The organism is Arthrobacter sp. YN (assembly GCF_002224285.1).
Lineage (GTDB): Bacteria > Actinomycetota > Actinomycetes > Actinomycetales > Micrococcaceae > Arthrobacter.
Genome location: NZ_CP022436.1, coordinates 2200580 through 2226134 on the forward strand (window position 1 = coordinate 2200580; position 25555 = coordinate 2226134).

Sequence of the window (25555 nt, forward strand, 5' to 3'; positions counted from 1 at the left end):
CCGAACCATGAGGAGTTGTTGCATGACCTCCACCAACCCTGTTTGGGAACCTCCCACAGCATCTGCCGCCGACAGTGCGGCAAGGGATGCCGGTTTCGCCGAGTACTTGGCGTCACCGGAAGTTCTGCAGTTCCTCAATCCCGATGCCGTTCGGTCTCCCGGCCCGTCCGTGCCTGTGCGTACAGTTACCGCGGAGGGCAGGTCAGCTCCTGTAAATATCCGGATCTACGGTGATGCAGGCGCGGGCGATGGTCCCGGGTTGGTATGGCTGCACGGCGGCGGCTTCGTGAGCGGAAGTCTTGATATGCCTGAAGTGGACTACATGGCAAGAGTTCTGGCCCATGCGGGAACACCTGTACTGTCAGTGGACTATCGCCTTGCCAAGGATGGCGTGACCTTTCCGCTCCCTCACGAGGATACTTTGGCAGCCTGGTTTTGGGCGCGGAACAATGCGGACTCGCTGGGGGTGGATCCAAGTCTCCTGTGCCTGGGTGGGGCTGGGGCGGGTGGCAATCTTGCGGTGGGAGCTGCGCTCTACCTTGTCGACTCCGGAGAGCCGTTACCAGCGAAGCTGTTGCTGGCCTACCCCTTTCTGCACGCAGATCTGCCGAAACCCACCCACACGCCCAATACGGAAGCGATGGCAGGATTACCTCGACGTCTGCGGTTCACGCTCGAGGATTGTCTCCGGGTCGCCGAGAACTTTGTGGGCGGCCCGGTCAACTTGGCTTCCTCATACGCCATGCCTGGTTATGCCGACCCTGCAGGACTTCCGCCAACTGCGCTGCTTGCGTGTGAGTACGACGACGCGCTCGGTTCCAGTGAACTCTTTGCCTCTGATTTGGAGCGAGCAGGGGTGCCGGTTACTTTCTTCATGGCCGAAGGCGCTGTTCGGGGCCATCTGCATCATGCTGCTGGCCTCCCGGAGGTACAGCCCGCACTCGATTTCTTCCAGAATGCATTGTCGTCCGTGACGGCCCGATGAGGAAAGATGCAGCACCGCAAATGGCGGTACATCCATGCACTATGCCACGGATTCAGCAGCTACGCCCGTGGGTGATGCGGCGCAATGTTAAGGGCAAATGCCGCGCACCTTACCAAGCCTGATAACACCCCTAACCACTCCGGTTCCGGCCGGTTTTCGAAAGGAAAGCACCTTGTCCGCTATTGATCTGGATACCATGCATGGCCTCGCTCCCGTGATCAACGCCCTTCCTGGCGAGCCTGTTCCCTATTACCTCGCTTCGGGCGAGGGTTTGCGCTATGAACGGGATGGGCAGCTGTGGACTGTCATTGCCCGCGGCGCGGACACGGGAGGGCTCTTTGATGCGGCCTTCGTCCTGGGCCCTCGCGGTGCCAAGACACCGTTCCACAGCCTCAATGACCACCAACGCTCGTACTACGTCTTTGAAGGCAGCGCCCAGTTCTGGCTCGCGGGGCAGTCCCGTGTCCTGGTCCCTGGCGACTCAATCCATGTGCCCGCCGGCACGCCGGTTGCTTACCGGATTCTGTCACACATGACCAGGCTGCTGTTCTTCTCCGCCCCGTCCGGTGCCCTTGACGCCCTGGCCTCAGAGACTGGCGTTGACCGCCACGTCTATTCCCCGGCCGGAAGCGGGGAACTTTTCCTTCCGGCGGGGGCGGAGCGTCACGACCTGCCGCTCGTTGCCGCCCAGGATGCGTGGGATGACCAGTTGCCCGCCGGAGCCGAAGGCTACTTTCTTCGCAGCCGTGGCGGGGACCGCCGCGGGTGGCCGGACGCCATCAATGCTTACACGGCGCGGGGCCGCAATACGGGCGGCCGGTACTTCTCGGTCAGCACTCTGGCCGCGCCCCAGCCATACATCGTCCGCCATTTCCACCAGCAGCACAGCGAGAACTTCCTGTGCCTTTCGGGACGCATCTGGCTTTGGGCCAATGGACAAGAGATACTGCTGACGCCCGGAGACTTCCTTCACGCTCCTGCAGGAACGATTCACAGCTTCGCCATCGCGGCCCACAACACTCAGATGCTCGGGCTGCTCACGTCCGATGTCTTCGAGCCGTTCTTTGACGTTACCGGCGTTGCCACCGACGATCTTGTATACACCGAAGGCCTCATCGACCCGTCCGTCGTCATGGGCGGTATGCAGGCCAACCCTGATCTCGATCTTGTCGTTGTCGGCGGACCACCACAGAGGGTCCGTGCTGCCGACCTTTAGGCGAAGTACACAGAGGGAACAGGCGCGGCTGGTCGCCACTACCTCTCCGACGCGAGACTAAATTTTGCTTGGAAGGAAAAGAATGACTGCTAACCAAGTCGCCGTGCCCTGGGAAGCTGAGCTACCGGAGGCGATGGCGGCGCCGCCTTTCCCCGTTTTCGATGCACCCGGCGTCCCGGAAATAGTGTCCGGGGTCTCTGAGGTGCATCGCGAAGTCAACTACGTGCGTGCCATTGGCTTCAGGCCGCTGAAGATGGATATATGGCTTCCCCGCCGGGCCAAGGGCGCGGTGCCGGTGGTGGTTTGGGTGCACGGTGGCGCCTTTCAATTCGGAGACCGGCGGCAACTCCCGCCCACTTTTGCGCCGGATTCAGTTTTCCGGTTGCTCAATGAAGCTGGAATCGCGTGCGCCACGGTGGACTATCGCCTCTCGCTGGAAGCTCCGTTCCCAGCCCAGCTCCATGATCTGAAAGCTGCTGTCCGCTACTTGCGCACCTTCGCAGATGAGCTGGGCATCGACGGCAGCCGTATCGGGGCCTGGGGGGAGTCCGCCGGCGGACACCTTGCAGCACTTCTAGGGCTGACGGGTAACCGTGAAGACCTTCACGGCGGCCTTGGAGCCCAGAATCAGGCCAGTGGAATCAGGGCTGTAGTTGACTTCTACGGTGTTTCTTCACTTAGAGATATCCCTCCCGTAAACCTGCCGGCGGGCCTGCTACCGGCAGCTTCGACTGCCGCCGTTCCCGCAGGAATGTCCCTGCAACCCAATCAGATGCTCGTGGGCGGTTCCGATGATCCCGCGCTGATGGCCGCAGCAAGCCCGCTCAGCTATGTAACCGCCGACGCACCGCCGTTCCTGTTGGTGCACGGAGACAGCGACGGTATGGTGCCGCATGCTCAGACTGACCTTCTTGCCGCTGCGCTCCAGGAAGCAGGGGTGGAGCATCAGGTGATCACCATCAAAGGGGCTGACCACGCCTTCGTTGGAGCCGAGAACGACGTGGATGCAATCCTCGCATCAGCCGTGAACTTCTTTACTCGAACGCTGGGCCAGTGATGGCAGCCGCATAGCGAATGATTCGGTAACACGCCGACACCACGTCTGACATGGACGCACACCTTGTGACTGCGATCGACAACGCCCGGTTACGGGAACGGCGCTGGCCAGATCGTTGTCCGGGCCCATCCTGCTGTAGCCGGTGATAAGTGAAGCTTGACGCTGGGACACGAACCCTACAGCCCGAATAATGAGAATATACAGAACAGGAATGCGGTATGGAGATGGAATCAGTGTCGAAGACAGGGCGGGAGATTAGAGGTATTGAGTTTAGCCGGCCGGACGATTCAGCTCCGCTTCTGCTCGATCTTTATTTGCCGGAGCCTAAGCAACAGCTCGAGATCCTACCTGCGGTGGTCCACTTTCACGGTGGCGGGTGGCGCGTAGGCGCCCGGTCTTCACTAGGCCCCACTATTGAAGCCCTTGGTCTGAGCCCGATACAGCGCTTGGTGGACGCCGGATTCGTAGTGGCCTCCGCCGATTACCGGCTCAGCTCCGTAGCTAACTATCCTGCGCAGCTGCTTGATGCTAAAGCGGCTGTCCGCTGGCTTAGAGCCCATGCCGCCGACTACCAGGTTGACCCGGACAGAATATACGCGTGGGGCGACTCAGCAGGTGGTCATCTAGCCAGCCTGGTGGGACTAACCACCGGGTCCAACAAGTACCGCGGCCAACGTGGTGACGCCGCCGAATGGGCGGGGATCAGCGACAGAGTTGCCGCCGTGGCCGCTTGGTATCCGCCCACGGACCTACTCCGCATGGGAGAACAGCGATTGCCCAACGCCGTCGCCAACGCGGATGACCCGGGTTCGCGAGAGGCACTACTCCTTGGCGCGCAACCAGCTGAGGCGCCGGACAAGTCAGCAGCCGCAAGCCCGCTGACTTACGCCGGCAGTCACGCGCCGCCGTTCCTCCTGGTGCATGGAACATCGGACCGCTATGTTCCGCCATCGCAATCGACCTCGCTGGCAGCTGCTTTGAAGGCCGAGGGCGGGGACGTCGAACTCCTGCTCATTGAGGGCGCTGACCACATGTGGCAACTTCCTGGACAGGACATCGCCGCTGCGGTACAAGCGACAGAGGCCACTGTTGACTTCTTCAATCGGCAGGCGCGAAAATCCTTGACCTCAGGGTAACCGGCAATCAGCAGGAGCCAAGATCGAAATCCTCCTGTGAAATTTGGCGAGATCAGTAGTCCATCTTTTGATAGAACCGCCTTCTCTGAAGGCGGTTCTCCCATCAGCTAGGGGCGTTCAAGCCCTCGACATCAGCTGTTGCCTGCGATTCCCGTCCGGGCGACAACAAAATAGGCGCAGTCGCCTGACACTTCCGTGCCACTCCGGACCCGGACCGCTCCGTCGCGCGGCACTGCCGAATAGTTCCACATCGAAAAAGCGGCGGTCACCCGTGGCTACCCGCAGGGCAGGCTTCATGGTCGCAGAATCAGCTCACCGGACTGCGTGGAGCGGGGCGAATGCCCCCGACCACCAGTATTATGCACAGGGGCGCGCCATTTGCAAAACTGTCCCGCAAGCGGAACTTTATAGTCCTGCCTCTGCCCAGAACTCACGCAACTCCCGCAGCGGGTCTGTTGCCATCCGCGGTAACGCGTCCAGGATCATTGTCATGCGATCAACTCCATAAACTGTCCAGTCCGGGAGGCCAGGAGCGGTGGGATGACCTGTCTGAGCGAAGGCGGACCAGGCGGTGCTCATCATTTCGCTCAAGCCCAGGGGGGCCCGTCCCTGCGTGAGGAAATCCGCCTCCGGAGAGCCGGGTTGCCGGAACACGAAAGGGATTTCCAAGGCGTGGCAGGAGCCGAGCTTTCCACCCATAGCAGGGCTTCGCCAAGTGAAGAGGTAGCAAAAGCTCTTCCCAAGGGACCCTTGCCGTGCATCCAGTAATCGGTTGCTGGGCTGACGGTAAACAGTGTCGGAGATGGCGGCTTCGAGTACCTGTTTCCCGCCAGCCATGAATCCCGGTGTGCGGGCCAACAGCTGGGCGTACTTCTCTTCGCCACCTGGAACCCCGGCGGCCGCGAGGACGGCTGCGGCGCGCTGCTCGGTGGGGGGATCCGACGGGAACGCGGGGCGCATTTCCACTGCGAAAGATCCCTCGTTCAGGTTGGTCCCTATCAGCAGGTCTACGCTGGAGTTAAGCCCGTTCCGCACTGCCTCCAAGGGTGGCGCGGGGAGCGATGGTGTCCCAACGGTGGGCTGGAACGGCAGCGGGACCGCGAAGTTTTCAGCCCCTGCACGCTGTACAAGCTCTTCCTGCGCCCCAAGCAGTTGCTTTACCGGAAGAGCAAGGAGCTCTTCGGGGCTGGAGGGATTTAGCCCGCACAGGGCCATGAACTCAAGGCCGATGCGAGAGGAGTCCTCCGGGCTGCGGTGCCTTTCAGCGGTTCCGCTCTGCACGATTGCCCGTCGGAACAGACCGGGGGAAGCGGGCATCCCCAACAGGGTGCCAACCGCGGCCGCACCAGCAGACTCCCCAAAAACTGTAACGTTGGCCGGGTCACCGCCGAAGGCGGCGATGTTCCTCTGGACCCAGAGCAGAGCCTCAAGTTGGTCCAAGAGCGCCAGGTTGGAAGAGTCCGCGTACTCTGGGCCCAGAAGCTCAGCCAAGTGGAGAAAGCCCAGCGCGCCAAGGCGGTAGTTGAGGGAGACCACGACCGTGCCGGTGGCACCCGCGAGATTGGCGCCGTCGCAAATTCCGTTAGTGTTCGAGCCGGACACATAGGCGCCGCCATGGATCCAAACCATCACAGGCAAGTTACCCTCACCGGCATCGGCCGCCCAGATGTTCAGATTAAGACAACCGCTTTCGCTCCAAAACAGAGGTTTGCGGCCAGGGGGAGCAAGGGATTCAGGGTTCTGTGGCGCGGCAGGGCCGGGTGTGGTGCAGTCTCGTACGCCTGACCAGCCGATGGCCTCGGTAGGGGGCAGGAACCGGCCCTTCCCAGCGGTCGATCCCGCGTAGGGAATGCCCAGGAAGGTTCTGACCATGACCCCCTTAATCAACCTCGCAGTGCCCCGGTCGTCTCCTGCCGTGGTGGTCGCAATGGTCATGCCGCTGGTCCTCCTGGGGTGCGCTTAAGGCCGATTGTCCATGTCATCTTAAGTGGGAAATAGTTCTACTTGTACGGGTGGCGGGCACTCGCGACCGGCCCCAGCACAACCGTGCACGACAGTGGAAATGGGGAAAGGAGTGCGCCCCAGCACGGGCCGACGGGTTCTTCCACGGCAGCAGAAATTGGCTAGTTCGCGTCACCGTCGGCGTAGTGTGGCCAAGGCACCATGAGCCCGAGTAGATGGCTGGATAATGTCTTCCCGTGGGGATCGGTGGTGGGCGAGCGGGTTACTCCGCCGGCGAGCCGGTTGGCGACTGCGATGACGACGGCCGCGAGGTGGGCGACAGGGGTTATTCGCACGTCGTCGTAGTTGGCTGTGCCGAAATGGGCGGCAACCAGTTCCTTTGTCAGTGCTTTTTGAAGTCTCTGGTAGTCGGTTGGGTTGAGAGGGGCAACGACGAGGATGGACGTGTCACCTTTGTCCCCTGCCCGCGCGTGGGCGACGTCGGCGAGCATGATTTGCGTTGTCATTCGAAGACCTCCACTGTGGGGCTAACGCTTTCACGGGGAATCATGGTTGAGACGACGCCTATGGTTTGTTTGACGCTAGTCGTTACGCCTCCGCCGCCGGCCGGGCCGTTAGTGTAGAGGGCTTCTACTTCTTCAGCCAGCACGACGGCCTGTTGCTGGTCCAGGGACGTGGCGGACATTCGGAGCCGGACTTCAGGGGGCTCACAGTCGGTGGGGGTCCACCAGGACCTGGTGGAGTTATGCCCCACGTAGTCGGCGCGCAAGCGGGCGGGTGAGTAGCCGTGGACCTCTTGCCAGCGTTCCGTGAGGATCCGTGCCGCCAGTTCGGCGCGGATCAAGGCCCCGGGGCCGGAGTAGATGATTTCCCCGACGCTGAGGTACCCGTCGCGTACGCCCACGCTTACCTTGAGCTGGTCGGGACGGCCGGCGGCACGTGCTCCATCGACGTGGACCCGGTTCGGACCGCGTTCAGTGATGTTGACGCCGGAGAGATCCACGATGACGTCGGGGGTGATGTAGGCGTCCGGTGAGTCAATCTCGTAGAGAAGCTGTTCCAGGACGGTGCGGCGGTCGATCAGGCCACCGGTGCCGTCAATCTTGGAGTATTCGGCTGCTCCGGTGGGGGATACCTCTGCCAGCGGGAAGCCAAGGCTAGCGAGCCCTTCGACTTCCTTGGTTCGTCCATCGGCGAAGTACCCGCCCGTGAGTTGCCCCGCACATTCAAGCAGGTGTCCGACGAGGGTGCCTTTTGCCATGAGTTCCAAGTTGGCCTTGTTCCAGCCGAAGTGGTGTATCAGCGGCGCCAGGAAGAGGGCGGCGTCTCCGACTCTGCCGGTGATAACGACGTCGGCTTCTGCGGTAAGTGCGCCCATGATGGCATCAGCCCCGAGGTAGGCGTTGGCGGAAATGATTCGGTCACCGATATCAGCAAGGGTTTCCTCGGTTCCGAGGATCTGGGAGTCCGAAAAGTTCAGCGAGGAGAGCACGTCGTCGCCGGATACCGCGGCTACCCGTAAGGACGGGAGGTTTAGTTCCTTGGCCAGGGAGCGGACGGCTAGACCGGCCGCTACCGGGTTTGCGGCTCCGGCGTTCGTCAGGATCCGCATGCCCGTGGCAAGGGGGAGCGTGGACCGAAGCCGGCGCAGTAACCGCCGGTCGTAGCCCTCTCCCGCTTTGAGGTGCCGCTCCTGCTGCGCGAGGGCGATGGTGCGCTCGGCCAGGCATTCGAACACTAAAGCATGGAGGTTGCCGTGGCGGGCGAGGATTTCGGCGGGCTCGTACCGGTCGCCGGCGAACCCGCTGCCTGCTCCGATCCGGAAGATATCAGGTGTGTTCATGGTCGTGCGACTCCTGCCCACCGGCTCAGTATGCTGCGGTATGTCTCGCCGGCATTGATGCCGGAGTCTCCAAAGGTTCGGGCCTCGTCAACACCGCTGTGCCATCCCGGGTTGCCGGTCCGGACAAAGTCAATAACTGCCCGCGTGATCTCAGCTGCCCTGTGGCGTTCCGGGCCAGTCTCGTTTTCCGGCTGGCGGCCGAAGATGCCAGAGGTTTCGCAGCCATGGGCGGCGGGCTTGCCGTCTGCCCGGCCGATGAGGGACAGGTAACCGCGTCCGCCACCTGCGGTGTGCGCTTCGACTAGCCGGGCGGCCGGTAGACGGTATATCCAGTCAGTCAGCAGTCGCTCCCGTACCTCACCCATGCTTGCGGATTCCTGAGTGTAGGGGCTGACGATCGCCGTCGCTGTCTCGTGGTCCACGCCCCACTCATTCCGGTGCCCTATGAGCTCGTCTTCGGTTACAGGATCAAAATTGGGATCAAAGGTCCTGAATAGGCTGATTTCGTCAGCGTTTGCTGCCGCCCACACGTCGATCTCCTGTGCCGCTGGTGTTCGGTAGGCGTCCAGGGGGTGCATTTTGAGTACCCCGTTGGCGTCCCCGTCATCGAGGACCACACCGAACGCTTGGGGACGGACCCCATTGCGTGCTCCGATGTCGGTGGCGATCACGCGGCGCTGTGCCTCGAATAGTTCGCTGAGTGGCGCATCGATGAGATTGCCGCCCGCAACGTGGCCAGCGATGGAGGCTCCGATCTCGTCGGCTCTATCTGCCGGGATGAGGCGTGAGGCGCCGCCGCTGAAGAGTGCCAGCCTTTGGTACAGGCCATCGGCGGAGGGCGTTGCCGGCAGTGCCCCGGCCAGGAACCCGCCTGCGCTGCCGCCGGCTACCGTGACGAGTCCGGGATCACCGCCGAACGACCCAATGTTGGCCCGCACCCATTTCAATGCCAGGACGACGTCTGTCAACCCCAGGTTACTGGCTTCACCATAAGGTCCGCCCAGGGATTTCAGCGAGGCGAACCCTAATGCCCCTACTCGGTAGTTGATGGTGACGACTACTACCTCGCCGGCCCGGGCTAGGGCATGGCCGGCAAACATGTCGGTTCCGCTCAGTCCGCCCTCGAATCCTCCTCCGAAGATCCAGACCAGCACCGGCAGGGTCGCTTCCGGTGCGTCGCGTGGGGTCCAGACGTTGAGTGTGAGGCAGTCCTCGGACAGGTCGAGATTTTTCGGTAGCCACGGCATAGGAAACTGCGCTGGACCCGGCCCGAACCGGGTGGCTTGAAGCGGTTGATCCCAGGGCTTGGGTGAACGGGCTACTGCGAAGCGCGCGGCGTCAGCGTATGGAATTCCCAGAAAACAGTTAATGCCTTCGTCCAGAGTTCCGACGACCGGCCCGTGGACGGTCATAACCGCAGGTGACGTCATTGCGAGCTCTTTCTGAGAGCGGGGTAGCGGGTGATTGTCTCGACCGCAGTGGTGAACTTGAAGCCCGCATTATGCCCACTCCTCGAGCGGGTCCGCCGGACAGTAGATATTGATCTCGTTAGGTGCTGCTTCATTGCAAAAACCGTCCATATCACGGTCCGAAACCAGTCGTCAGGGACCATTTCACGATTAGTTTGGACACTGTCCTCACTAAGTAAAGACTTCGTGGCCCGGGTGGCTTCTTGCCTACGTGAGACCGTGTGCCTGCTTATAGCTTCCCGCATCGCGCCGGTGGCGCAATGCGGGGTTTTCACTCAATGAAAGGTGAGCTCCGCGGGGTGTCCGTTCCTGGTGTGCTGGCCGGGGCCGACAATCTCATCGTCCATACCAGGAAGCCGCAGGACGGCTTCGCTGCCGTCCGGTACCGTGGCTGAGACTTTCAGGCGTCCGTCAACGAGGTCCCACCGAACGGAGGCCAATCCAAAAGGAGTTTCAAGGCTGGACTCTGCCCACTGGAGTCCGCCACCTGGCTGCGGTGCGATGAGGATCCGGCGGTATCCCGGTTCCAGTGGCGCCAGTCCTCCGATGGTCCGGTGCATCCAGTCCACCACTGCGCCAAGTGCGTAGTGGTTGAAGCTGGTCATGTCGCCAGGGTTGATGGTGCCATCCGGCAGCATGGAGTCCCAGCGCTCCCAAATGGTGGTGGCGCCCATGGTGACGGAGTACAACCAGGACGGGTTTTCGGTCTGGAGCAGAAGCCGGTAGGCCTCTTCCAGGTGGCCCGTGTCCGTCAGTGCGTCCGTCACGAACGGTGTGCCCGCAAAACCGGTGGAGATCCGGAAGCCCGATTTTTCCACTAGCTTGGCCAAGCGATGACCGGCAAACTCTCGATCTGCCTCGCCGAGAATTCCGAAAACAATGGCCAGTGCGTAGACGGTGGTGCAGTCGCTGGTAATGACACCGCCGGAAACGTAGTGCTCCGTGAATGCTTCTTGCAGGTCCCGGGCCATTGCCCCAAACTCGGCGGACGCCCCTTCATCACCAAGAACGTCAGCAGCGGCAGCTACGAGCGATGCGGTTCTGAAGGCGCACAGCGTCGCCACCACATGCTTGTCAGCCTTTGCGGCCCAGGGCTGGTCCGGTGAGGCGTCGGGATCCAGCCAATCTCCGAACTGGAATCCGGTGTCCCACAAACCGTTGGGGGAGAGCTTGCTCCGAAGCCGCCGGGCATGCCCGGTCATGGATTCAAACTGTTCCTCAAGCACACGCTTGTCCCCGTACGCAGTCCATAGGGCCCACGGAACCCACACTGCAGCATCGCTCCACAACGCTGCTGTATCCGGGGCGCCGAACTCGGCCGGCTGTTCGATGTACTTGAGGACGTTGGGGACAACGAACGGCACAAGGTCATGGTCATGACTCTGCTCCAGTGCAAGATCGCGGAGCCAGTCACGAAGGAAATCCCGGCTGTCGAAGAGGAACGCCGCACTCGGCGCGAAGGCTGAGAGGTCACCGGTCCAGCCCAGGCGTTCGTCGCGCTGCGGGCAGTCGGTTGGAACGTCCACGAAGTTGCCCCGCATACCCCACACCGCGTTCTCGTGCAGGCGGTTGAGGAGCGTATCCGACGTCTGGAAGGTGCCGATCCGTAACATGTCAGAGCTAATGACGACGGCGGTGAGGCCGCCGTCGCGCAGTGCGTCAGCACCTCCTGGCCAGCCCTCGACTTCCACGTATCGGAAGCCGTGGAATGTCAGGGTGGGCTCAAAGACGTCGGGTGCACCGGAGAGCGTGAAGCGGTCCGTCGCTTCGGCCGAGCGCAGGGGCCGGGTTCCCAGTTCGTCGTCCTCCAGCACTTCTGCGTGGCGGACCGTCACCACCTCACCGGCAGCACCGCTCACCGATGCCCGGACCCAGCCCACCAGGTTCTGGCCAAAGTCCACTAAGACCTTGCCAGCGGGCGACGTCCACACCTTCAGTGGCTTCAGCTCCAACTGGCGGCGGACCGGAGGGCCGATGTAGGGCTCGAGCCGGCTGAGGTCGTCGTCGAGGATGCGCACTGCAGACCATTCGTCGGAGGTGAACCCGGGAGCGAGCCACGCGTCGTTGAAACGTCGGGCGTCAATGGACTGTCCGTTGTAGAGATCGTTGGCGGTGGTGGCCGACGGTCCGGACGCCCAGGACTCGTCGGTGCCGATGACCTGCTCGTGGCCGTCTGCGAACCGTACCCGCAACTCGGCGAAAGCGCCGAGCTCCTCGCCGTAGTACTTCGAACCACCTGACCATGCCAGCCGGCCCCTGTACCAGCCGTTTCCGAGCGCCAGTCCAAGGACCGTCGTCGTGCTAACCATTTCGGTGACGTCGAGTTCGCTGTACCGGACCCGCCATTCGTAGCTGGACCAGCCCGGGGTGAGCAGGTCCTCGCTGGCGCGCTGGCCGTTGACCCATGCCTCCACCACGCCAAGGGCGGACAGGAACAAGGTTGCGGACTCGACGTCTCCATGTCCTTGGTCCAGCTGGAACTCGCCGCGAAGCAGCGGTGCGCCGTCAAGGTGGTTGTCCGCAGCGATCATGCGGGCCTGCCAGGTAGTCATCAGGTGATCTCCAGAGTTGTTACGGGTTCGGTTTCGGTACTGAGGTGTAGTGAACAGGGTCAGGCGGGCAGGTCTATGCCGGTTGGATTGCGAGATCCAGCGATGCCCCATTGCTCTTCGCCACGCCACCCAGCCAATGCGCGCTGGGCTTGGGGGTGCGCTCCTGCGTTGCCCGGTCCACCGCGATCAGGCCGAACTTAGGGACGTAGCCGAAGATCCATTCGAAGTTGTCGAACGCAGTCCAAGCAATGTAGCCGCGAACGTCGATGCCGTCGGCCAAGCAGGACGCGACGCCGGCAACAGCAGTGCGCAGGTAATCCAGACGCTGGGTGTCGTCTTCGGTTGCCAGTCCGTTTTCGGTCACGATGACGGGGATCTGCGCAATGCGGGCAGCCTCGCGGATGGTTGCCTCCAGGCCTTCCGGGTAGATTTCCTCACCCATCTGGTTGGTGGGGACGCCGTCCTCGGCGTGGACAAGGCCATCAGCTCCAAATACTGTGCGTCCGTACGTCTGGATTCCCACAAAGTCATCTCCCCGGGAGGCTTCCAGGAAGCGTTCGTTGACCTCGCGGCGGATGCGGTCCGCATTGGCTTCTCCACCCGGTGCGGCGTGAATGTCCGTGTTGGCCAGGGTCCAACCCACCATGAGCTCGGGGTAGCGGGCCTTGATGGCATCTCGGCCGGCATGGTGCGCTGCGAGTTTCACGTCGAAGCCTGACTCAGAGACGGTGAACTGGAATGGGGCCACCCTCGCGGCCTCGATGTTCAAGCGTTCGGCTGCGGCAGCCCAGATGGGCACCTGGCCTCGAGTCTCGGCGGGACCGCCACCGATGCCGATTTCCTTCAATAGCCACGGGAGGTTGGGCTCGTTCAGCGTGCAGGCGACGCCGATCAGCTCGCCGAGGTGCTCAGTAACCCGGTCGCAGTAGCGTCCGAAGCGAGCCGGTGTCGCCGCGTCTTCCCAACCGCCAGCGGCCAACAGCCACAACGGCGAGGTGAAGTGATGGAAGGTGACCACCGGCGTCAGGCCGTGCTCGTGGCACGCCTCCAGGACACGACGGTAGTGGTTGAGTGCCGCCGTCGAGAACTGTCCTTCCTCAGGTTCGATCCGCGCCCATTCCAAGGAGAAGCGGTAGGTGGTCAACCCGAGGCTGGCGATGAGGGCGATGTCCTCGCGGTAGCGGTGGTAGTGGTCGATCGCGTCGCCGGAGGGTTCAGCGAAGATGGTGCCGGGCAGTTGCTCGAGGAACCAGGTGTCGCTGTTGACGTTGTTCCCTTCAACCTGGTGGGCGGCGGTGGCGACTCCCCAGAGGAAGCCGGCGGGGAAGGACTGTGAAGTGGTCATGGTTTTCCTCTTCGAGGCTTGTGGTTGGTTGCCCGCTGGTCAGCGGACACCCTTGATGAACGTGACGGTGATGCTGCCCATGGCACATAGCGCGGCGGCTGCGAACCAGAGGAGCCCGTAGTTGTGGCCGCTGCCGATGGCGAGGATCGCCGGAGCTGCTGCGGGGACAATGATGTTGGGGATGCTGAGGGCGAGGCTGAAGACTGCCATGTCCTTGCCTGTGTCACGGGCATCGGGCAGGACAGCAGCACACAGGGCGAGGTCGACGGTGAGGTACATGGCCTGACCCATGGCAAAGACGATCCAGGCCACGACGAACTGTTCAAAGGTGGACGCCGTGGCGCCAAGCACCAGCGCAGTAGCCATGAGAAGCGCCGCAGCGATCACAAACGGCTTGCGCCGGCCGATCTTGTCTGAGAGCCAGCCGGAAGCGGTGAAGAACAGGATGCTGACAGGCGCCGATATCAATGTCAGCAAGCCGGCACTCTTTCCGGCCTCGGCGATCGGCATACCGAGCCCGTCCATCAGGAAGAAGATGAAGTAGGCGAACAGTGCCGTCATCGCAATGCCGGCCAGGAAGCGTGAAACCCAGGCCCAGGCGAAGTTAGGGTGCTTCCGCGGATCTACGAGGAACGACTTCGCCAGCCCCTTAAGGTCAAGCGGAGGCAACTCGGCGCGCGTCTTCGCCGGGTCCTTATAAAGCACCAACAGCGGAATGCTGCAGACAAGGGCCAGCAGAACGGGAACGCACATCATGAGCAGCGGGGCGTCCACCAACCAAGCAGCGAGGTATGACCCCGCGGACATCGCCAGCGCACCGGCCATGCCCATTGCACCCATGACACGTGCCCGCTTGTTGTCCGGGAGGGCCTCGATGGGAATGACTGCATAGGCATTGAAGGCGGCGTGAGCTGAGACCAGTGCGACGATGTACGCCAGGATGATCACCGGCGTGGACGGCACGGTGCCGATCACAGCTGCGGCGAGAAGTGCGGGGACCAGCCCGCCGATGATCCATGGACGGCGGCGGCCAAACCGGCCCGCAGTGCGGTCGGACAGTGCGCCCGTCAGCGGGATAGTGACGAGCAGGAGCAGTGAGCTGATGGAAACTGCCATGCCATAACTTGTCTCCTTGCCGGAAGGGTCGACGACTGCCAGGCGAAGGGACAACGCCGTGCCCAGTGTCAGGCTCATGATGTACATGCCCAAGGCGGCGATGAGGACCAAGGCCATGGTCTTCTTGCTGGACAGTGGCTGCTGCGTCGCAGTGCTCGACGGCGATGTGGCGGCTTCTGTGGGGGCTGTTGCGTCAAGTGCTGCGCGCCCGGCAGGTTCCTTGACCTGTGCCTGGGCTATGGGGTCACCCATGAAAATCCTCCTTTGGACCAGAGCCACCGTTGGCTCTTTGTGACCGGTGATGCGGGCTGTTTGCGGATCGGCCCGTGATGTCTTCCTGCAAAGCTAACCAAACTTTGACCAGATTGGAATACTTTCGTCGAGATTTCTTTACCAAAGTGGAAAAGAAACTTGGTAGCCTCGTCTCAGAGGAGGTCTACACATGGATCTGGAAACCGGCGAACAGACTGCCCGCACGCCGGGCCGAACGGGGAAGCGCGCCCCCTACGCAAACGGTGCAAAGAAACGCGCCGAGCTGGTGGAGGCGGCCTTCCAAGTGTTTGCCGAAAAGGGGTACCTGGGCCTATCCATCCGCCAGATAGCGGAGGCCGTCGGCACCAGTCACACTGCACTTCTCCATCACTTCGGGAGCAAGGAAGCACTACTGAAGGCCGTGCTTGTCCTCCGGGAAGAGCGCGAAGGACCGTGGCGCGAAGAGCTCATCAGCGAGAAAGGGCTCCTCGAAACCGTGCCTGCCGTTATGAGGCACAACGCCGGAATCCGTGGCGTCATCCACCTCGACGCAACCCTGCGCGCAGAAGCCATCAGCCCCGACCATCCAGCCCACGACTTCCTGCTGAGGCGCAACGAGGATTTTGTAGACTCAGTGCGATCCCAATTGGAACTGGAGAGGGTTGCCGGGCGCTTACGCGATGGGGTTTCGCCCGCGGTGCTTGCACGACAGATCACTGCACTCGTGGATGGCATCCAGCTGAGCTGGCTTTACGACGATTCCGTGGATATGGCTGAACATCTGCAGGCATTCATGGACCTGATCAAGTCCTGAAGGCCAGTGGCAATCTCGGGGTAAATGGTATCCATGGACAGTCAGTTGGCGCCATTAGCAGGCACAGTTAGACGGATCGGCGATCTTTTTTGTGCACCATTTGGCTTTCGGCCGGCAGCCGTACGACTACATCACGGGTCAGTACGTCTCGTATTCCCAACCTTGTCAGCGGAAGGCAGGATCGGTCTGGGTCTCACACATGGGCGGACAGCGCCGGTAGTGGTAGGGGACCTCTCCCAACATTCGTCCCCGTTCTAAGGAAATGGAACCCCGACAGATCGTATGAACTGGCCCAGGCCGGGTGCCCTCGGTTTCCCGGTTACGGCCGAAGAGGACTATCCAGAGTGTCGGTCTCGCCCTGCGCCGAGCAACCCGCGGCTTGCTTGCTTAAGTTACGAGGTTGCCGGCGGCTGTGTCCATGTGTTCGCGGATGGTTTGGCGGGCGAGAGTTGCATCGCCTGTTTTGATAGCGGAGACGATGTCTCGGTGGCGGTCTACGCTCATGTTTTTTACGCCCTTTTCCGGTCCGGCGAACATGATGGACATCCGGATGGATCCCTCGAGTGCGGTCCAGGAGTGGAGCAGGGTTTCATTGCCGGTCAGTTGGCATAACGTGCGATGGAAGTCCATGTCTGATTCGACCCGTTCCTCCAAGGACGAGTCCTGGGCAGCTGCCATGACGTCGATTTTGTGGTGCAGTGACTCGATGGCGTGTGCGCGGTCCGGGAGTTCGCATAGGGTGCGGGCGGCCAAGGATTCGAGGGCGGCCCGTACGGCGAAGATGTCGCGGATTTCCTTTTCATCGAGATGGCGGACTGAGAGCCTGCCACGGGGACCTGCGGACAGCAGGCCTTCCTGTTCGAGCTGGCGTAGGGCTTCGCGGAGGGTTCCGCGGCTGATCTGGAGCATCTCCGACAGTTCTGTTTCTACCAGGTGGCGCCCCGGCTTCAGTTCCCCGCTGGTGATGGCTGTGCGCAGTGCCGAGAGCGCTTGTTCCCGCAGGCTTGTTTTTTCCAGTCCCAGCAGGGGTGCTGTCAGTCCGGCCATGGCCACAGTCCTCAGTGTTGTAAGTCGACTGTTTACAGTCGTTTGGTTGATTCGATGGTACGACAAAAGCACGGCCCTGGATGGGACCGTGCTTTCGTTATGGGAGTTTACCTAGCCTAGCTCAGCGAGCACTTTCGCGACGATGCGGTCCACAGTCAGCCCGTACCGGTCGTGGAGTGTGGGGAGCGCTCCGGCGTCGAGGAATTGGTCCGGAAGCGCGACGGGAACCACGCGTTTGCCGAGGCCGGCACTTACGACGGCGGATGCAACAGTTTCGAACAGGCCGCCAACAACGCTGTGGTTCTCGAGCGTGACGGCAAGACGATCGGTGTTCAGTTCGGCCAACACAGTAGCGGAGTCGAAGGGCTTGATGGTGGGCGTGTGGACCACGGCCGCGTCCACGTTGTGCTTCGCCAATGCATCGGCTGCCTGTAGTGCCCGCATAGTCATGAGCCCGCTCGAGACGAACACGACGTCGTTGCCGCCGCGAAGGACCTTGGCCTTACCGAGCTCAAATTTGTAGTCGTATTCATCCAGGACGGTGGGCACGTTGCCGCGCAGCAAACGGAGATACGTGGGACCGTTCGAGGCTGCGAGCTGTGGCACGGCCTGTTCGATGTCCACCGAGTCGCAGGGGTCAACGATGGTCAGGTTGGGCATGCCGCGGAAGATCGCCATGTCTTCGGTGGCCTGGTGACTTGGGCCGTAACCTGTGGTGAGACCGGGCAGTCCTCCTATGATGTTGACGTTCAGGTTTGGTTCGGCGGCGTCGAGGCAGAGGAAGTCGTAGGCGCGGCGCGCTGCGAAGACTGAGTAGGTGGACGCGAACGGGATCAGGCCGGTCTCGGCCATGCCTGCCGCGGCTCCGAACAGGAGTTGCTCGGCCATGCCCATTTGAAAGAAGCGGTCCGGGAAGGCTCTGGCGAAGATGTGCATGTCCGTGTACTTGCCCAGGTCAGCAGTCAAGCCAACAATGCGGGAATCAGCTTCGGCGGCCTTGACCAATGCATGCCCGAAAGGAGCTGACGTGGTCTTCTGGCCGGGATCGGCGAAGGACGCGATCATCGCGGAAGTTTTGAGTTTTGGTGCGGTGGCATTCGTGGTGGTGCTCATCGGTCTGCCTTTTCTTCGTATCCTGCGGTGAGTTGCTCACGGCAGATTTGCCATTCGTGTTCGTCGATGCGCATGAAGTGCGCCTTCTCGCGGGTTTCCAGGAGCGGTACTCCGCGTCCGACCTTGGTGTCGCAGAGGATCACTGACGGACGCCCGACTGGCGCCGCGACGGCGGCGATGTTGTCGAACGCTGCCAGCAGCGCACCGACGTCGTTCCCGTCTACCCGCTGGGTGTACCAGCCGAAGGATTCCCACTTCTCGGTGACTGGTTCGGTGCGCAGCACCGTGTCCGTGGCACCGTCGGCCTGGAGGGCGTTGATGTCCACCAAGGCGGTGAGGTTACCGAGCTGGTGGTGGTGTGCGCCCATGGCAGCTTCCCAGGTGGAACCTTCGTCCAGTTCGCCGTCGGAGAGGAAGTTGATGATCCGGTTTGGCGAGTTTTGGGCACGGAGCCCGAGGGCCATGCCGACGGCGATGGAGAGCCCGTGTCCGAGGGAACCGCCGGAAATTTCCATGCCCGGGGTGTAGGTGGACATGCCGGACATTGGCAGGCGCGAATCATCGGAGCCGTACGTCTCCAGTTCTTCGACGGGGACGATGCCGGCTTCGGCGAGGGCAGCGTAGTGCCCGATGGCGTAGTGCCCGGTGGAGAGGAGGAACCGGTCGCGTCCCTCCCAGTGTGGATCTTCGGCGCGGAACTTGAGTTGGTCGGCGTAGACGACGGCCATCATGTCGGCGGCGCCGAGCGCCTGGCCCACATAGCCCTGACCTTGGACCTCGCCCATGTTCAGGGCGTGGTGGCGGATTCGGTAGGCGGTGGCTGAAACCTCGTGGATGCGTTCTGTTGTCGGGCTTGCCGTGGTTTGGGTCGTCATTTTGGCCTCTTGTGTGGTGGTCATCAGGCGGTTACTGACTGGGGAGTGTTTTTGGTGGCTTCATCGGCGAGTTGGCGTTCGCGCTTGCCCCAGGTTTCCCGTGTGACGAGGGCCGCCCCGAGGCCGATGGCTGCGTAGAAGCTGAAGAGGAGGGCCGGGCCCATCCAGCCCATGCTGACGAAAAGGAGCGTGGTGATGAAAGGTGTGAATCCGGAAACCATGGCTGAGATCTGGTAGGCCAGTGACGCTCCGGAGGAGCGGGTCTTCGCTTGGAACAGTTCCGGGAACCATGGGCCTTGGGCGCCGGCGAGGGAGTTCTGGCAGAAGGCGTAGGAGATGACGATGGTGGCGATCACGAAGATGAACAGGCCGGTGTTGACGAGCAGGAACATGGGGATGCCGAACAGCACGGCGAAGGCGCAGGACCAGATGTACAGGGGTCGGCGGCCGATCCTGTCGGTCAGCCTCGCCCAGGCCATGGTCGCGAAGATACCGATAGCTGATGCGATGCAGAGGGCGACCAGTGTTTCGGTCTTGTCCGCCAGTTCCTGGGTGTGCAGGTAGGAGATCATGTACGTGATGGAGACGGCGTAACCTGCGGTCTCAGCGATGCGCAGGCCGATGCCGCGGACAATGCTGCGCCAGTCGGTCTTGATGACCTCGATGATCGGGGACTTGACGATGGAGCCGCTTTCCTTGACCTCATCGAATACCGGCGATTCCGGGACCTTCGAGCGGATGATCAGGCCCACTGCGACGAGCACGATGCTGGCCAGGAAGGGTACGCGCCAAGCAAGCTCACCACCAAGGTTCACACTGACTAGAAAGACGATGTTCGCAAGGAGAAGGCCGACGGGGAACCCTGCCTGCACAATGCCGGTGTATTTGCCTTTGGACTTCCAGGGTGCATGCTCGTAGCTCATCAGAATAGCGCCGCCCCATTCGGCTCCAAATGCCAGGCCCTGAACAACGCGGACGAAGACCAGGAGCGCGGGAGCAAGCAGACCGACCTGCTCGTAGGTGGGCAGAAGCCCGATGAGGAACGTGGCCACGCCCATGAGAATCAGGGAGGCCACGAGGACCGGCTTGCGACCGACTTTATCGCCGAGGTGTCCTCCGATGATGCCGCCGATGGGGCGGGCTGCGAAGCCGACGCCGAGCGTGGCGAAGGCGGCCAGCGTCCCGGTGACCGGGTCGCCGGTGGGGAAGAACGCAGTGCCGAAGTATAAGGCTGCGGCGGTGCCGAAGCCGATGAAGTCGTATGTTTCGATGACGGCGCCGACGCCGGAACCGATGGCGACGCGCTTGGCGTCTTTGGTGCCGTGCACGTGGCCGCGCATTTTCAGAGCTTCATTGCTCATTGGAGTTGTCCTTTCGATGAGCGATGGCTTTGAACCCGCGCTGTCGACTGTTAACACTTGATGCGTCCATAGTGATCCAGATCATGCTGACTGTCAACAGTCAATGTTTAGGGTTGACTGTTGACAGTGAAACCTTTACGGTGATTCACATCACGAAAGGCGCGAACGGTGCCGATTCCGGAACGTTTGTCGCCTACGCCTCAAACGTCGCGCAAAGCGCTGTCCACCACAAGCTTTCAAGGAGCACCATGACCACTATCCAACGCACCGCCGTCCTCACCGGAGCTACTTCCGATCGCGGTATCGGTCTGACTACCGCCCGTCGCTACGCCGACCAGGGCTGGGGAGTCGTTATTTTGGACCTCGACGGCGAGAAGTCCGCCAAGGTTGCTGCCGAGATCGCCAACGAATTCAACGTCCCGGCATTCGGCCACGAAATCGACGTCGCCAACGAAAACTCCGTCACTGTTGCCCAGAAAACAGTCGCCACAGAAGTTGCCGCCGGAAACCTCCCGCCCGTCGGAGCCCTGGCCAACATCGCCGGCATCACCTCACCCGTCCCGTTCTTGGAGACCACCCTCGAGCTGTGGCACAAGGTCATGGACGTCAACGCCACCGGCACCTACTTAGTCACTAAGGCTTTCCTTCCGGACATGATCGCCAACGGCTGGGGCCGCATCGTTAACATGTCATCGGTCTCCGCACAGCGCGGCGGCGGCGTCTTCGGCAAGGTCCCTTACTCCGCAGCCAAGGCAGCCATCCTCGGCTTCACCAAGGCACTCGCCCGCGAAATCGGCGAAACCGGAGTGACCGTCAACGCCATCACCCCCGGCGCCGTTGACACCAACATCCGCGTCGGCAGCACCGACGAGCAGGAAGCCGCCATCAACGCCGGCATCCCGCTGGGCCGCAACGCCACCACCGAGGAAGTCGCCGCCGTCATCACGTTCCTCTCCTCCGAGGACTCCGCGTATCTCACCGGCACCACCATCGACATCAACGGCGGCAGCCACCTCCACTAAAAGGACCACGCACCCACTAAGGACCCGGCCATGACAAGAAGCGCTAGTGATTCCGCGGATGGACCGACGTCGGTTTGGTCAGGGCCTGATCCGTCCACCCCGACGGTGGCTGTGGATCCCTTTTCCAGGCATGAACGCAGAAGTTCACAACCCGTAAGTGATGCATATCAATACGGTGACTGGAACCGATTGATCGGAATCCCAGTGGAGATCCGCAAAGACCTCGAGATCGTCAGGAACGGAATAGTCGACGACGCCATGCCCGATTCTTCAATACTGTGGCTAGCCAGCGACAGCAGCAACGGGCGAGAACTATTTGCCGCAGCGGAGGGTATCAAGTTTGGGTCCACCGGCAGGAACTGAGCGTCGAGTGCACTTACAAAATGGTGCGGCACACCTTGCGGTGGCAGAACGCCTAGATGTACCCAGCCATAGATTTTGACACTCGTGTGATCGGGGTGTCCTTGATGGCGGCGTGGAGCGTTCAGTGTTGTAGTAGTACAGTCAGGGCTAGCGCTGAAGCTTTTTCGGTGTTGCTGGCGAATGGTTTGGCGTAAGCCTATTCGGCTGCCAAGGTCTGGTTGAAGCACTCGAACTTGCCGTTCGTCCATGGGAAGTGTGGTTTGATGAACCACTGTTGCCCCCCAATCTGCGCTGCGGCGGTCTTGGATGCGTTGGCGTTCCTGTGGCGAAGGCATTGTCGGTGATAATGCGTTCGATCTTCCCGATGCCCCGGGCTTTGATCTGCAGCTCGAAGGAGGAAACCGGCAGCGGTTGCACCTTTTTATCGAGGTGGATTTCGGCACACGCCAGGTGGATGTGGTCATCGACGGCTGCGGGATGTAGTCGAAAGGCAAGGCTGGTTTTGCCCTGCACCGCGACGTTTTGACTGGTTGAGGCGGACGCTGCCGCCTGTATTTCAGGCTTCAGGTTGCGATGGATGGCAGCCTCCCACCCCAGATTTAACCGACCGCCCAGGATCGCTCTTCTGTGCTGACTGCGGCGCGGCGGGTTTGGCTACGCTTGGCTACATACAGGCCGCTGCACAGGAGCAAGCAGAGCGCTGCCGAGACAATGTAGAGGCCAAAGACGCCCGCGGGTCCGTTGGCCGCGAATGCGGTTCCGCCCAGTGTAGGGCCGAGGAAGGAGCCGATGAAGGCCATGGCGTTGGTCAGGCCGAGGATGGTGCCACGGGAGTGCGCTACAACGGATCCTGATGCAGTTGCGTTGATGAGGTTCTGGGTGGAGTGTCCGCCGATGCCCATGAGGGCGACGAAGAGCAAGGCCGTGGGCAGTGATTTCGGTCCGGCCACGATGCCGATGAGTCCGGCCAAGGTCAGTGCGGCGCAGATGACGGTGACGCTGGCGGATCCGAACCGATCAGCTGCTGCCGCGGCGATGAAGGAACCGAGTACTGCTGCGCCGGTGAGGGAGAAGACGAAGAGAAGTGCTGTGGTGAGGTCGAAGCCGAGTCCCTTCATGGATTCGGCAAGCCAGACGTTCAAGCCCAGCCAGGTGACCATGTTGGTGACGGCGCTAAGGGCGACGAAGAGGACCATGATGGAACCGCCGCTCTTGAAGAGTGCGGCAAATTTCTGGGAAGGGGTCAGGTGGGTGGCATGGACTTCTTTGGGTTCGCTGATGCGGCAGGAGAGGATGACGACGAGAATGACCAGGGTCATCATGCACCGGCGAGGAACATTGGACGCCATCCCCAGACTGGCATGGCGAACATGCCTAGGAGTGCGGCGAGGGTTCCGCCGAGCGGGACGCCGGCCATTGTGACGGTGATGACCAGGCTGGCCTTGCCATGCGGTGCGTGGTTCCGGGCCAGTGTCATGGCGGTGGTGATGGCTCCGCCGACACCTATGCCGGTAACAAGCCGGGCGATGCCCAGGAGCTCGGGGTTGGGAGCCATGGAGGCCATGACGGCGCCGATGGCGAAGACAGCGGCGGCGGCGGCCATGACTTTGTGTCGGCCGAAGCGGTCAGAGAGGCTGGTTCCGAGCAGTACGCCGACCAGCGCGCCAAGATAGACGATGCCGCCGACTATGCCTGTGGTCTGTTCGTCGATGCCGAGGCCCGGATCCTGGAGCAGGAGGGGGACTACAGCGCCGAAGACGATGAGGTTGTAGCCTTCCATAACCGTGACGAGCATGCAGAGGATGATGACGGCGGTGTTGGACAGGTATGGCCGGGGGGATCGGCCGGTTTGGGGCTGTCCTGCGGCGGGTGTTGTCATGGTGGGGTCCTTGAGTGGGGAGTAGAGACACGACGTTGTGCCTTGGAGGTTTAGCTGGTGATCACCCTGTGCTCGGACCATATGAGTCCGGCTGCGCCGGGGGTGAAGCGGCCGGCATAGTGGCCGAGCGCTTCACAGAGGGGTGAGGTGGGATCAGCCACGGACCATCGCTGGTAAACGGCTCTGTATTCGATGCAGTTTGTGCCCGCTTCGATTATCAGGTTGCTGACCAGGTGCCGGGTACGGGACGGGTTGGGAAACGCAGTGGCGAAGAACCCTGCGACGTCGCGGTGCCCCTGTACCGGGGGGTTGTCTTTGAAGTGCAGTTCGGCGTCGGTGAGCAGTGTTGCGGCTGTTTCCGCGTCTTGATTGTCCATGGCTTGGGTGTAACGGGCGAGGGATTCTTCGATGATGTGGCGGATCTCCGGCAGCGTAGGGGCGCTGCCGGAGGCAGGGTGTGTGGTCACAGTGCTGTGGCGCTGTGACCGGGGGTCTTTATGGTCTCGATGGGTGCACCTAGATCTGCGAGGAAGTCTTGGACCAGCGCGGGAAGTCCCTGGGTACGGGCGACGCCGTAGATGTAGAAGTCGGGGCGGACCAGTACGGCATCGGCGCCGAGGGCATCGAACCACTGGCCGTAGGCTCCGGTGGGGTCCACTGCTGTCGTATCCGAGGGCTCCAAGCCGAAATCGATGATCTGGAATCCCAGGCCGGTGAGGCCGCTGGCCGCGCCCGCGGGCAATTGGGCGCGGACGTCGGCGTTTCTGAGGAGCAGTGTTCCGGAGGGAACGAAGACGTCATCGAAGAGCGCCTGTCCAGCCCCGGCCTGCACGGGCGCCTGGATAGAGAGCGTGCCGCCGCCGGCGTCGGCACGGTGCAGGCCTTCACCGATTTTGGGCAGCGGGCGGGGAGGAATCGAGGCTCCGTCCGCGATGTCCTTTGCCATCGCTGCGTCCCGTGCGGTGACTTCGCCGGGATCGGTCAGGCATATGACTTCTCCGAGCTGCATGGACCGGTCGATGAAGTGCCGGACATGTTCGGAGCGTTCCGGTCCGTAGCTGTCCAGCAGCGAATCGGGTGCGAGGCCGCGCAGGATCAGGTCGAGCTTCCATTCGAGGTTGGCTACATCCCGAAGGCCCGAGCACATGCCTTGCCCGGCGAAGGGTGGCATCAGGTGGGCGGAGTCGCCGGCCAGGAGCAGCCGGCCGCGGCGCCACTGGTCGCACCAGCGTGCCTGGAAGGTGTAAACGGTGTGGCGTTCCATTTTGGCGGTCTCGGGGGTGACGCCCCAGGGCTCCAGGAGTTCCCAGGCCCTGCTTTCGGTGTTCAGTTCATCCTTGGTCTCATGTTCGAGGCGCATGAATTCAAAGCGTCTGCGCCCGGGGCCGCCCGGGACGACGGTGGTGGGCCGGTCAGGGTCGCAGAACTGTGAGGCAGGAGGGCTGATCTGCAGCGGCGCCATGGGGATGAGGTCCACGACAAGCCAGTCGTGGAAGTATCCGAGGTCTGTCATCGGTGTGCCGATCCAGTCCCTGACCTTGCTGTTGGCGCCGTCGGCGCCGATGACGTACCGGGCGTTGAGTTCCCGGCGTTCATTGGTAGCGTTTCGGATCTGCAACAGGACCCGGTCTTCGGTTTCGGTGTGGGTGATCGCTTCCCAGCCGCGCAGGATGGTCACCGAGGGGAGGTCGATGACCTTGGCGTCGAGGAAGTTCTCCATTCCGGGCTGGTAGAAGAAGTTGCTGACATTCCAGCCGGAGGGGCCGGCTCCGCGCCAATCCAGGTGCAGGAGTGTCTCGTGGTTGGCGTTGCGCCATTCGTAGAAGTCGTCGTAAGGCTCTACGACCTCGGCCATGGTGTTCGGCCCGGCTCCCACGGACTGGAGGATGCGGGCGATTTCGTCGTCGAAATGTACTGCACGGGGGAGCGGGTAGACCCTCTGCTGGCGTTCAATCACGGCCACGCGGTGACCGCGGCGGCCCAGTTGCAGGGCGAGCAGCCGCCCTACCGGTCCGTAGCCGACGATGGCTACATCGAAGTCCTCGCCGTGGGCTGAAGTGTATTGGGCGTCCTTGCCCTGTGAATGGCTCATGAATATTTGCTCTCTGCTTGCGTTGCTGTTTCCCGGAGGAAAGCCCACTGTCCGCC

General features: G+C 62.1%; 22 protein-coding genes. 7 read left to right on the forward strand and 15 right to left on the reverse strand.

Going from position 1 to position 25555, the window contains the following annotated elements; translation table 11 throughout:
• Positions 1-22: 22 nt before the first annotated feature.
• The 4 genes from CGK93_RS09975 to CGK93_RS09990 all read left to right on the forward strand — a co-directional run bounded on the left by CGK93_RS09975 (position 23) and on the right by CGK93_RS09990 (position 4394).
• Positions 23-985, forward strand: a complete 963-nt coding sequence (locus CGK93_RS09975) for an alpha/beta hydrolase (RefSeq protein WP_089594685.1) — start codon at positions 23-25, stop codon at positions 983-985.
• A gap of 172 nt (positions 986-1157) precedes the next feature.
• Positions 1158-2201 (forward strand): quercetin 2,3-dioxygenase, encoded by a 1044-nt coding sequence (locus CGK93_RS09980; protein WP_232481600.1) that lies wholly within the window; start codon positions 1158-1160, stop codon positions 2199-2201.
• Between the two features lie 82 nt (positions 2202-2283).
• Positions 2284-3258, forward strand: a complete 975-nt coding sequence (locus tag CGK93_RS09985; RefSeq protein WP_089594687.1) for an alpha/beta hydrolase — start codon at positions 2284-2286, stop codon at positions 3256-3258.
• Between the two features lie 353 nt (positions 3259-3611).
• Positions 3612-4394 (forward strand): alpha/beta hydrolase, encoded by a 783-nt coding sequence (locus tag CGK93_RS09990; protein ID WP_232481601.1) that lies wholly within the window; start codon positions 3612-3614, stop codon positions 4392-4394.
• Between the two features lie 405 nt (positions 4395-4799).
• Here the strand turns inward: CGK93_RS09990 and CGK93_RS09995 are convergent, their stop codons facing one another.
• From CGK93_RS09995 to CGK93_RS10025, 7 genes are all read right to left on the reverse strand, one after another.
• Positions 4800-6281 carry a carboxylesterase/lipase family protein gene (locus CGK93_RS09995; RefSeq protein ID WP_232481642.1) on the reverse strand — a complete coding sequence of 494 codons (1482 nt, stop codon included), beginning with the start codon at positions 6279-6281 and terminating at the stop codon, positions 4800-4802.
• Between the two features lie 236 nt (positions 6282-6517).
• Positions 6518-6862: an AtuA-related protein gene (locus CGK93_RS10000; protein WP_089594690.1), complete on the reverse strand. Its 345-nt coding sequence runs from the start codon at positions 6860-6862 to the stop codon at positions 6518-6520.
• The gene (locus tag CGK93_RS10005) at positions 6859-8199 is read right to left on the reverse strand and encodes an acyclic terpene utilization AtuA family protein (protein WP_089594691.1); all 1341 of its coding nucleotides are present in this window, start codon (positions 8197-8199) and stop codon (positions 6859-6861) included. Before CGK93_RS10005 ends, CGK93_RS10000 begins: the two co-directional genes overlap by 4 nt.
• Complete coding sequence (locus CGK93_RS10010; RefSeq protein WP_089594692.1) at positions 8196-9629, reverse strand: carboxylesterase family protein; 1434 nt, start codon at positions 9627-9629, stop codon at positions 8196-8198. The genes CGK93_RS10005 and CGK93_RS10010 overlap by 4 nt, the downstream gene beginning before the upstream one ends.
• Before the next feature lie 314 nt (positions 9630-9943).
• Positions 9944-12220 carry a family 78 glycoside hydrolase catalytic domain gene (locus tag CGK93_RS10015; protein WP_089594693.1) on the reverse strand — a complete coding sequence of 759 codons (2277 nt, stop codon included), beginning with the start codon at positions 12218-12220 and terminating at the stop codon, positions 9944-9946.
• 73 nt (positions 12221-12293) lie between these two features.
• On the reverse strand, positions 12294-13565 hold the full coding sequence (locus tag CGK93_RS10020; protein ID WP_089594694.1) for a glycoside hydrolase family 1 protein: 1272 nt from the start codon (positions 13563-13565) through the stop codon (positions 12294-12296).
• A 39-nt stretch (positions 13566-13604) separates the two neighbouring features.
• Positions 13605-14933 carry an MFS transporter gene (locus CGK93_RS10025; protein ID WP_089594695.1) on the reverse strand — a complete coding sequence of 443 codons (1329 nt, stop codon included), beginning with the start codon at positions 14931-14933 and terminating at the stop codon, positions 13605-13607.
• A 190-nt stretch (positions 14934-15123) separates the two neighbouring features.
• On the opposite strand from CGK93_RS10025, the gene CGK93_RS10030 reads away from it, so the two are divergent.
• Positions 15124-15747, forward strand: coding sequence for a TetR/AcrR family transcriptional regulator (locus tag CGK93_RS10030; RefSeq protein WP_089594696.1), 624 nt, complete (start codon positions 15124-15126; stop codon positions 15745-15747).
• Positions 15748-16134: 387 nt separating this feature from the next.
• Here the strand turns inward: CGK93_RS10030 and CGK93_RS10035 are convergent, their stop codons facing one another.
• From CGK93_RS10035 to CGK93_RS10050, 4 genes are all read right to left on the reverse strand, one after another.
• Positions 16135-16794 carry a GntR family transcriptional regulator gene (locus CGK93_RS10035; RefSeq protein WP_089597346.1) on the reverse strand — a complete coding sequence of 220 codons (660 nt, stop codon included), beginning with the start codon at positions 16792-16794 and terminating at the stop codon, positions 16135-16137.
• A gap of 111 nt (positions 16795-16905) precedes the next feature.
• Positions 16906-17907 carry a transketolase family protein gene (locus CGK93_RS10040; protein ID WP_089594697.1) on the reverse strand — a complete coding sequence of 334 codons (1002 nt, stop codon included), beginning with the start codon at positions 17905-17907 and terminating at the stop codon, positions 16906-16908.
• Positions 17904-18806 carry a transketolase gene (locus tag CGK93_RS10045; protein ID WP_089594698.1) on the reverse strand — a complete coding sequence of 301 codons (903 nt, stop codon included), beginning with the start codon at positions 18804-18806 and terminating at the stop codon, positions 17904-17906. The genes CGK93_RS10040 and CGK93_RS10045 overlap by 4 nt, the downstream gene beginning before the upstream one ends.
• Positions 18806-20143, reverse strand: coding sequence for an MFS transporter (locus CGK93_RS10050; RefSeq protein WP_089594699.1), 1338 nt, complete (start codon positions 20141-20143; stop codon positions 18806-18808). Before CGK93_RS10050 ends, CGK93_RS10045 begins: the two co-directional genes overlap by 1 nt.
• 248 nt (positions 20144-20391) lie before the next feature.
• Between CGK93_RS10050 and CGK93_RS10055 the strand changes: the two genes are divergently transcribed.
• On the forward strand, positions 20392-21165 hold the full coding sequence (locus CGK93_RS10055) for an SDR family NAD(P)-dependent oxidoreductase (protein WP_089597348.1): 774 nt from the start codon (positions 20392-20394) through the stop codon (positions 21163-21165).
• A gap of 669 nt (positions 21166-21834) precedes the next feature.
• On the forward strand, positions 21835-22011 hold the full coding sequence (locus CGK93_RS23535) for a hypothetical protein (RefSeq protein ID WP_157731713.1): 177 nt from the start codon (positions 21835-21837) through the stop codon (positions 22009-22011).
• A 116-nt stretch (positions 22012-22127) separates the two neighbouring features.
• Here the strand turns inward: CGK93_RS23535 and CGK93_RS10060 are convergent, their stop codons facing one another.
• From CGK93_RS10060 to mhpA, 4 genes are read right to left on the reverse strand one after another with little or no spacing between them, the layout of a single operon-like run.
• On the reverse strand, positions 22128-22850 hold the full coding sequence (locus tag CGK93_RS10060) for an MFS transporter (RefSeq protein WP_157731715.1): 723 nt from the start codon (positions 22848-22850) through the stop codon (positions 22128-22130).
• Positions 22847-23407 (reverse strand): MFS transporter, encoded by a 561-nt coding sequence (locus CGK93_RS10065; RefSeq protein ID WP_157731717.1) that lies wholly within the window; start codon positions 23405-23407, stop codon positions 22847-22849. The genes CGK93_RS10060 and CGK93_RS10065 overlap by 4 nt, the downstream gene beginning before the upstream one ends.
• 50 nt (positions 23408-23457) lie before the next feature.
• A complete protein-coding gene (locus CGK93_RS10070) occupies positions 23458-23874 on the reverse strand; it encodes a nuclear transport factor 2 family protein (protein WP_089594702.1) in 417 nt (138 codons plus the stop codon).
• Entirely contained in the window at positions 23871-25499 is a 1629-nt protein-coding gene (gene mhpA / locus CGK93_RS10075) for a bifunctional 3-(3-hydroxy-phenyl)propionate/3-hydroxycinnamic acid hydroxylase MhpA (RefSeq protein WP_089594703.1), read from the reverse strand. The genes CGK93_RS10070 and mhpA overlap by 4 nt, the downstream gene beginning before the upstream one ends.
• Between the last annotated feature and the right edge of the window lie 56 nt (positions 25500-25555).

Excerpts from the sequence above, each read along its gene's own strand:
- CGK93_RS10005 (WP_089594691.1), bottom strand. The coding sequence starts at position 8,199 with ATGAACACACCTGATATCTTCCGGATCGGAGCAGGCAGCGGGTTCGCC.
- CGK93_RS10025 (WP_089594695.1), bottom strand. The coding sequence starts at position 14,933 with ATGGGTGACCCCATAGCCCAGGCACAGGTCAAGGAACCTGCCGGGCGC.
- CGK93_RS10040 (WP_089594697.1), bottom strand. The coding sequence starts at position 17,907 with ATGAGCACCACCACGAATGCCACCGCACCAAAACTCAAAACTTCCGCG.
- CGK93_RS10010 (WP_089594692.1), bottom strand. The coding sequence starts at position 9,629 with ATGACGTCACCTGCGGTTATGACCGTCCACGGGCCGGTCGTCGGAACT.
- CGK93_RS10015 (WP_089594693.1), bottom strand. The coding sequence starts at position 12,220 with ATGACTACCTGGCAGGCCCGCATGATCGCTGCGGACAACCACCTTGAC.
- CGK93_RS09985 (WP_089594687.1), top strand. The coding sequence starts at position 2,284 with ATGACTGCTAACCAAGTCGCCGTGCCCTGGGAAGCTGAGCTACCGGAG.
- CGK93_RS10055 (WP_089597348.1), top strand. The coding sequence starts at position 20,392 with ATGACCACTATCCAACGCACCGCCGTCCTCACCGGAGCTACTTCCGAT.
- CGK93_RS23535 (WP_157731713.1), top strand. The coding sequence starts at position 21,835 with ATGCGTTGGCGTTCCTGTGGCGAAGGCATTGTCGGTGATAATGCGTTC.
- CGK93_RS10050 (WP_089594699.1), bottom strand. The coding sequence starts at position 20,143 with ATGAGCAATGAAGCTCTGAAAATGCGCGGCCACGTGCACGGCACCAAA.
- CGK93_RS10000 (WP_089594690.1), bottom strand. The coding sequence starts at position 6,862 with ATGACAACGCAAATCATGCTCGCCGACGTCGCCCACGCGCGGGCAGGG.
- CGK93_RS10065 (WP_157731717.1), bottom strand. The coding sequence starts at position 23,407 with ATGACAACACCCGCCGCAGGACAGCCCCAAACCGGCCGATCCCCCCGG.
- CGK93_RS10030 (WP_089594696.1), top strand. The coding sequence starts at position 15,124 with ATGGATCTGGAAACCGGCGAACAGACTGCCCGCACGCCGGGCCGAACG.
- CGK93_RS10045 (WP_089594698.1), bottom strand. The coding sequence starts at position 18,806 with ATGACCACCACACAAGAGGCCAAAATGACGACCCAAACCACGGCAAGC.
- CGK93_RS10060 (WP_157731715.1), bottom strand. The coding sequence starts at position 22,850 with ATGATGACCCTGGTCATTCTCGTCGTCATCCTCTCCTGCCGCATCAGC.
- CGK93_RS10020 (WP_089594694.1), bottom strand. The coding sequence starts at position 13,565 with ATGACCACTTCACAGTCCTTCCCCGCCGGCTTCCTCTGGGGAGTCGCC.
- mhpA (WP_089594703.1), bottom strand. The coding sequence starts at position 25,499 with ATGAGCCATTCACAGGGCAAGGACGCCCAATACACTTCAGCCCACGGC.
- CGK93_RS09975 (WP_089594685.1), top strand. The coding sequence starts at position 23 with ATGACCTCCACCAACCCTGTTTGGGAACCTCCCACAGCATCTGCCGCC.
- CGK93_RS10035 (WP_089597346.1), bottom strand. The coding sequence starts at position 16,794 with ATGGCCGGACTGACAGCACCCCTGCTGGGACTGGAAAAAACAAGCCTG.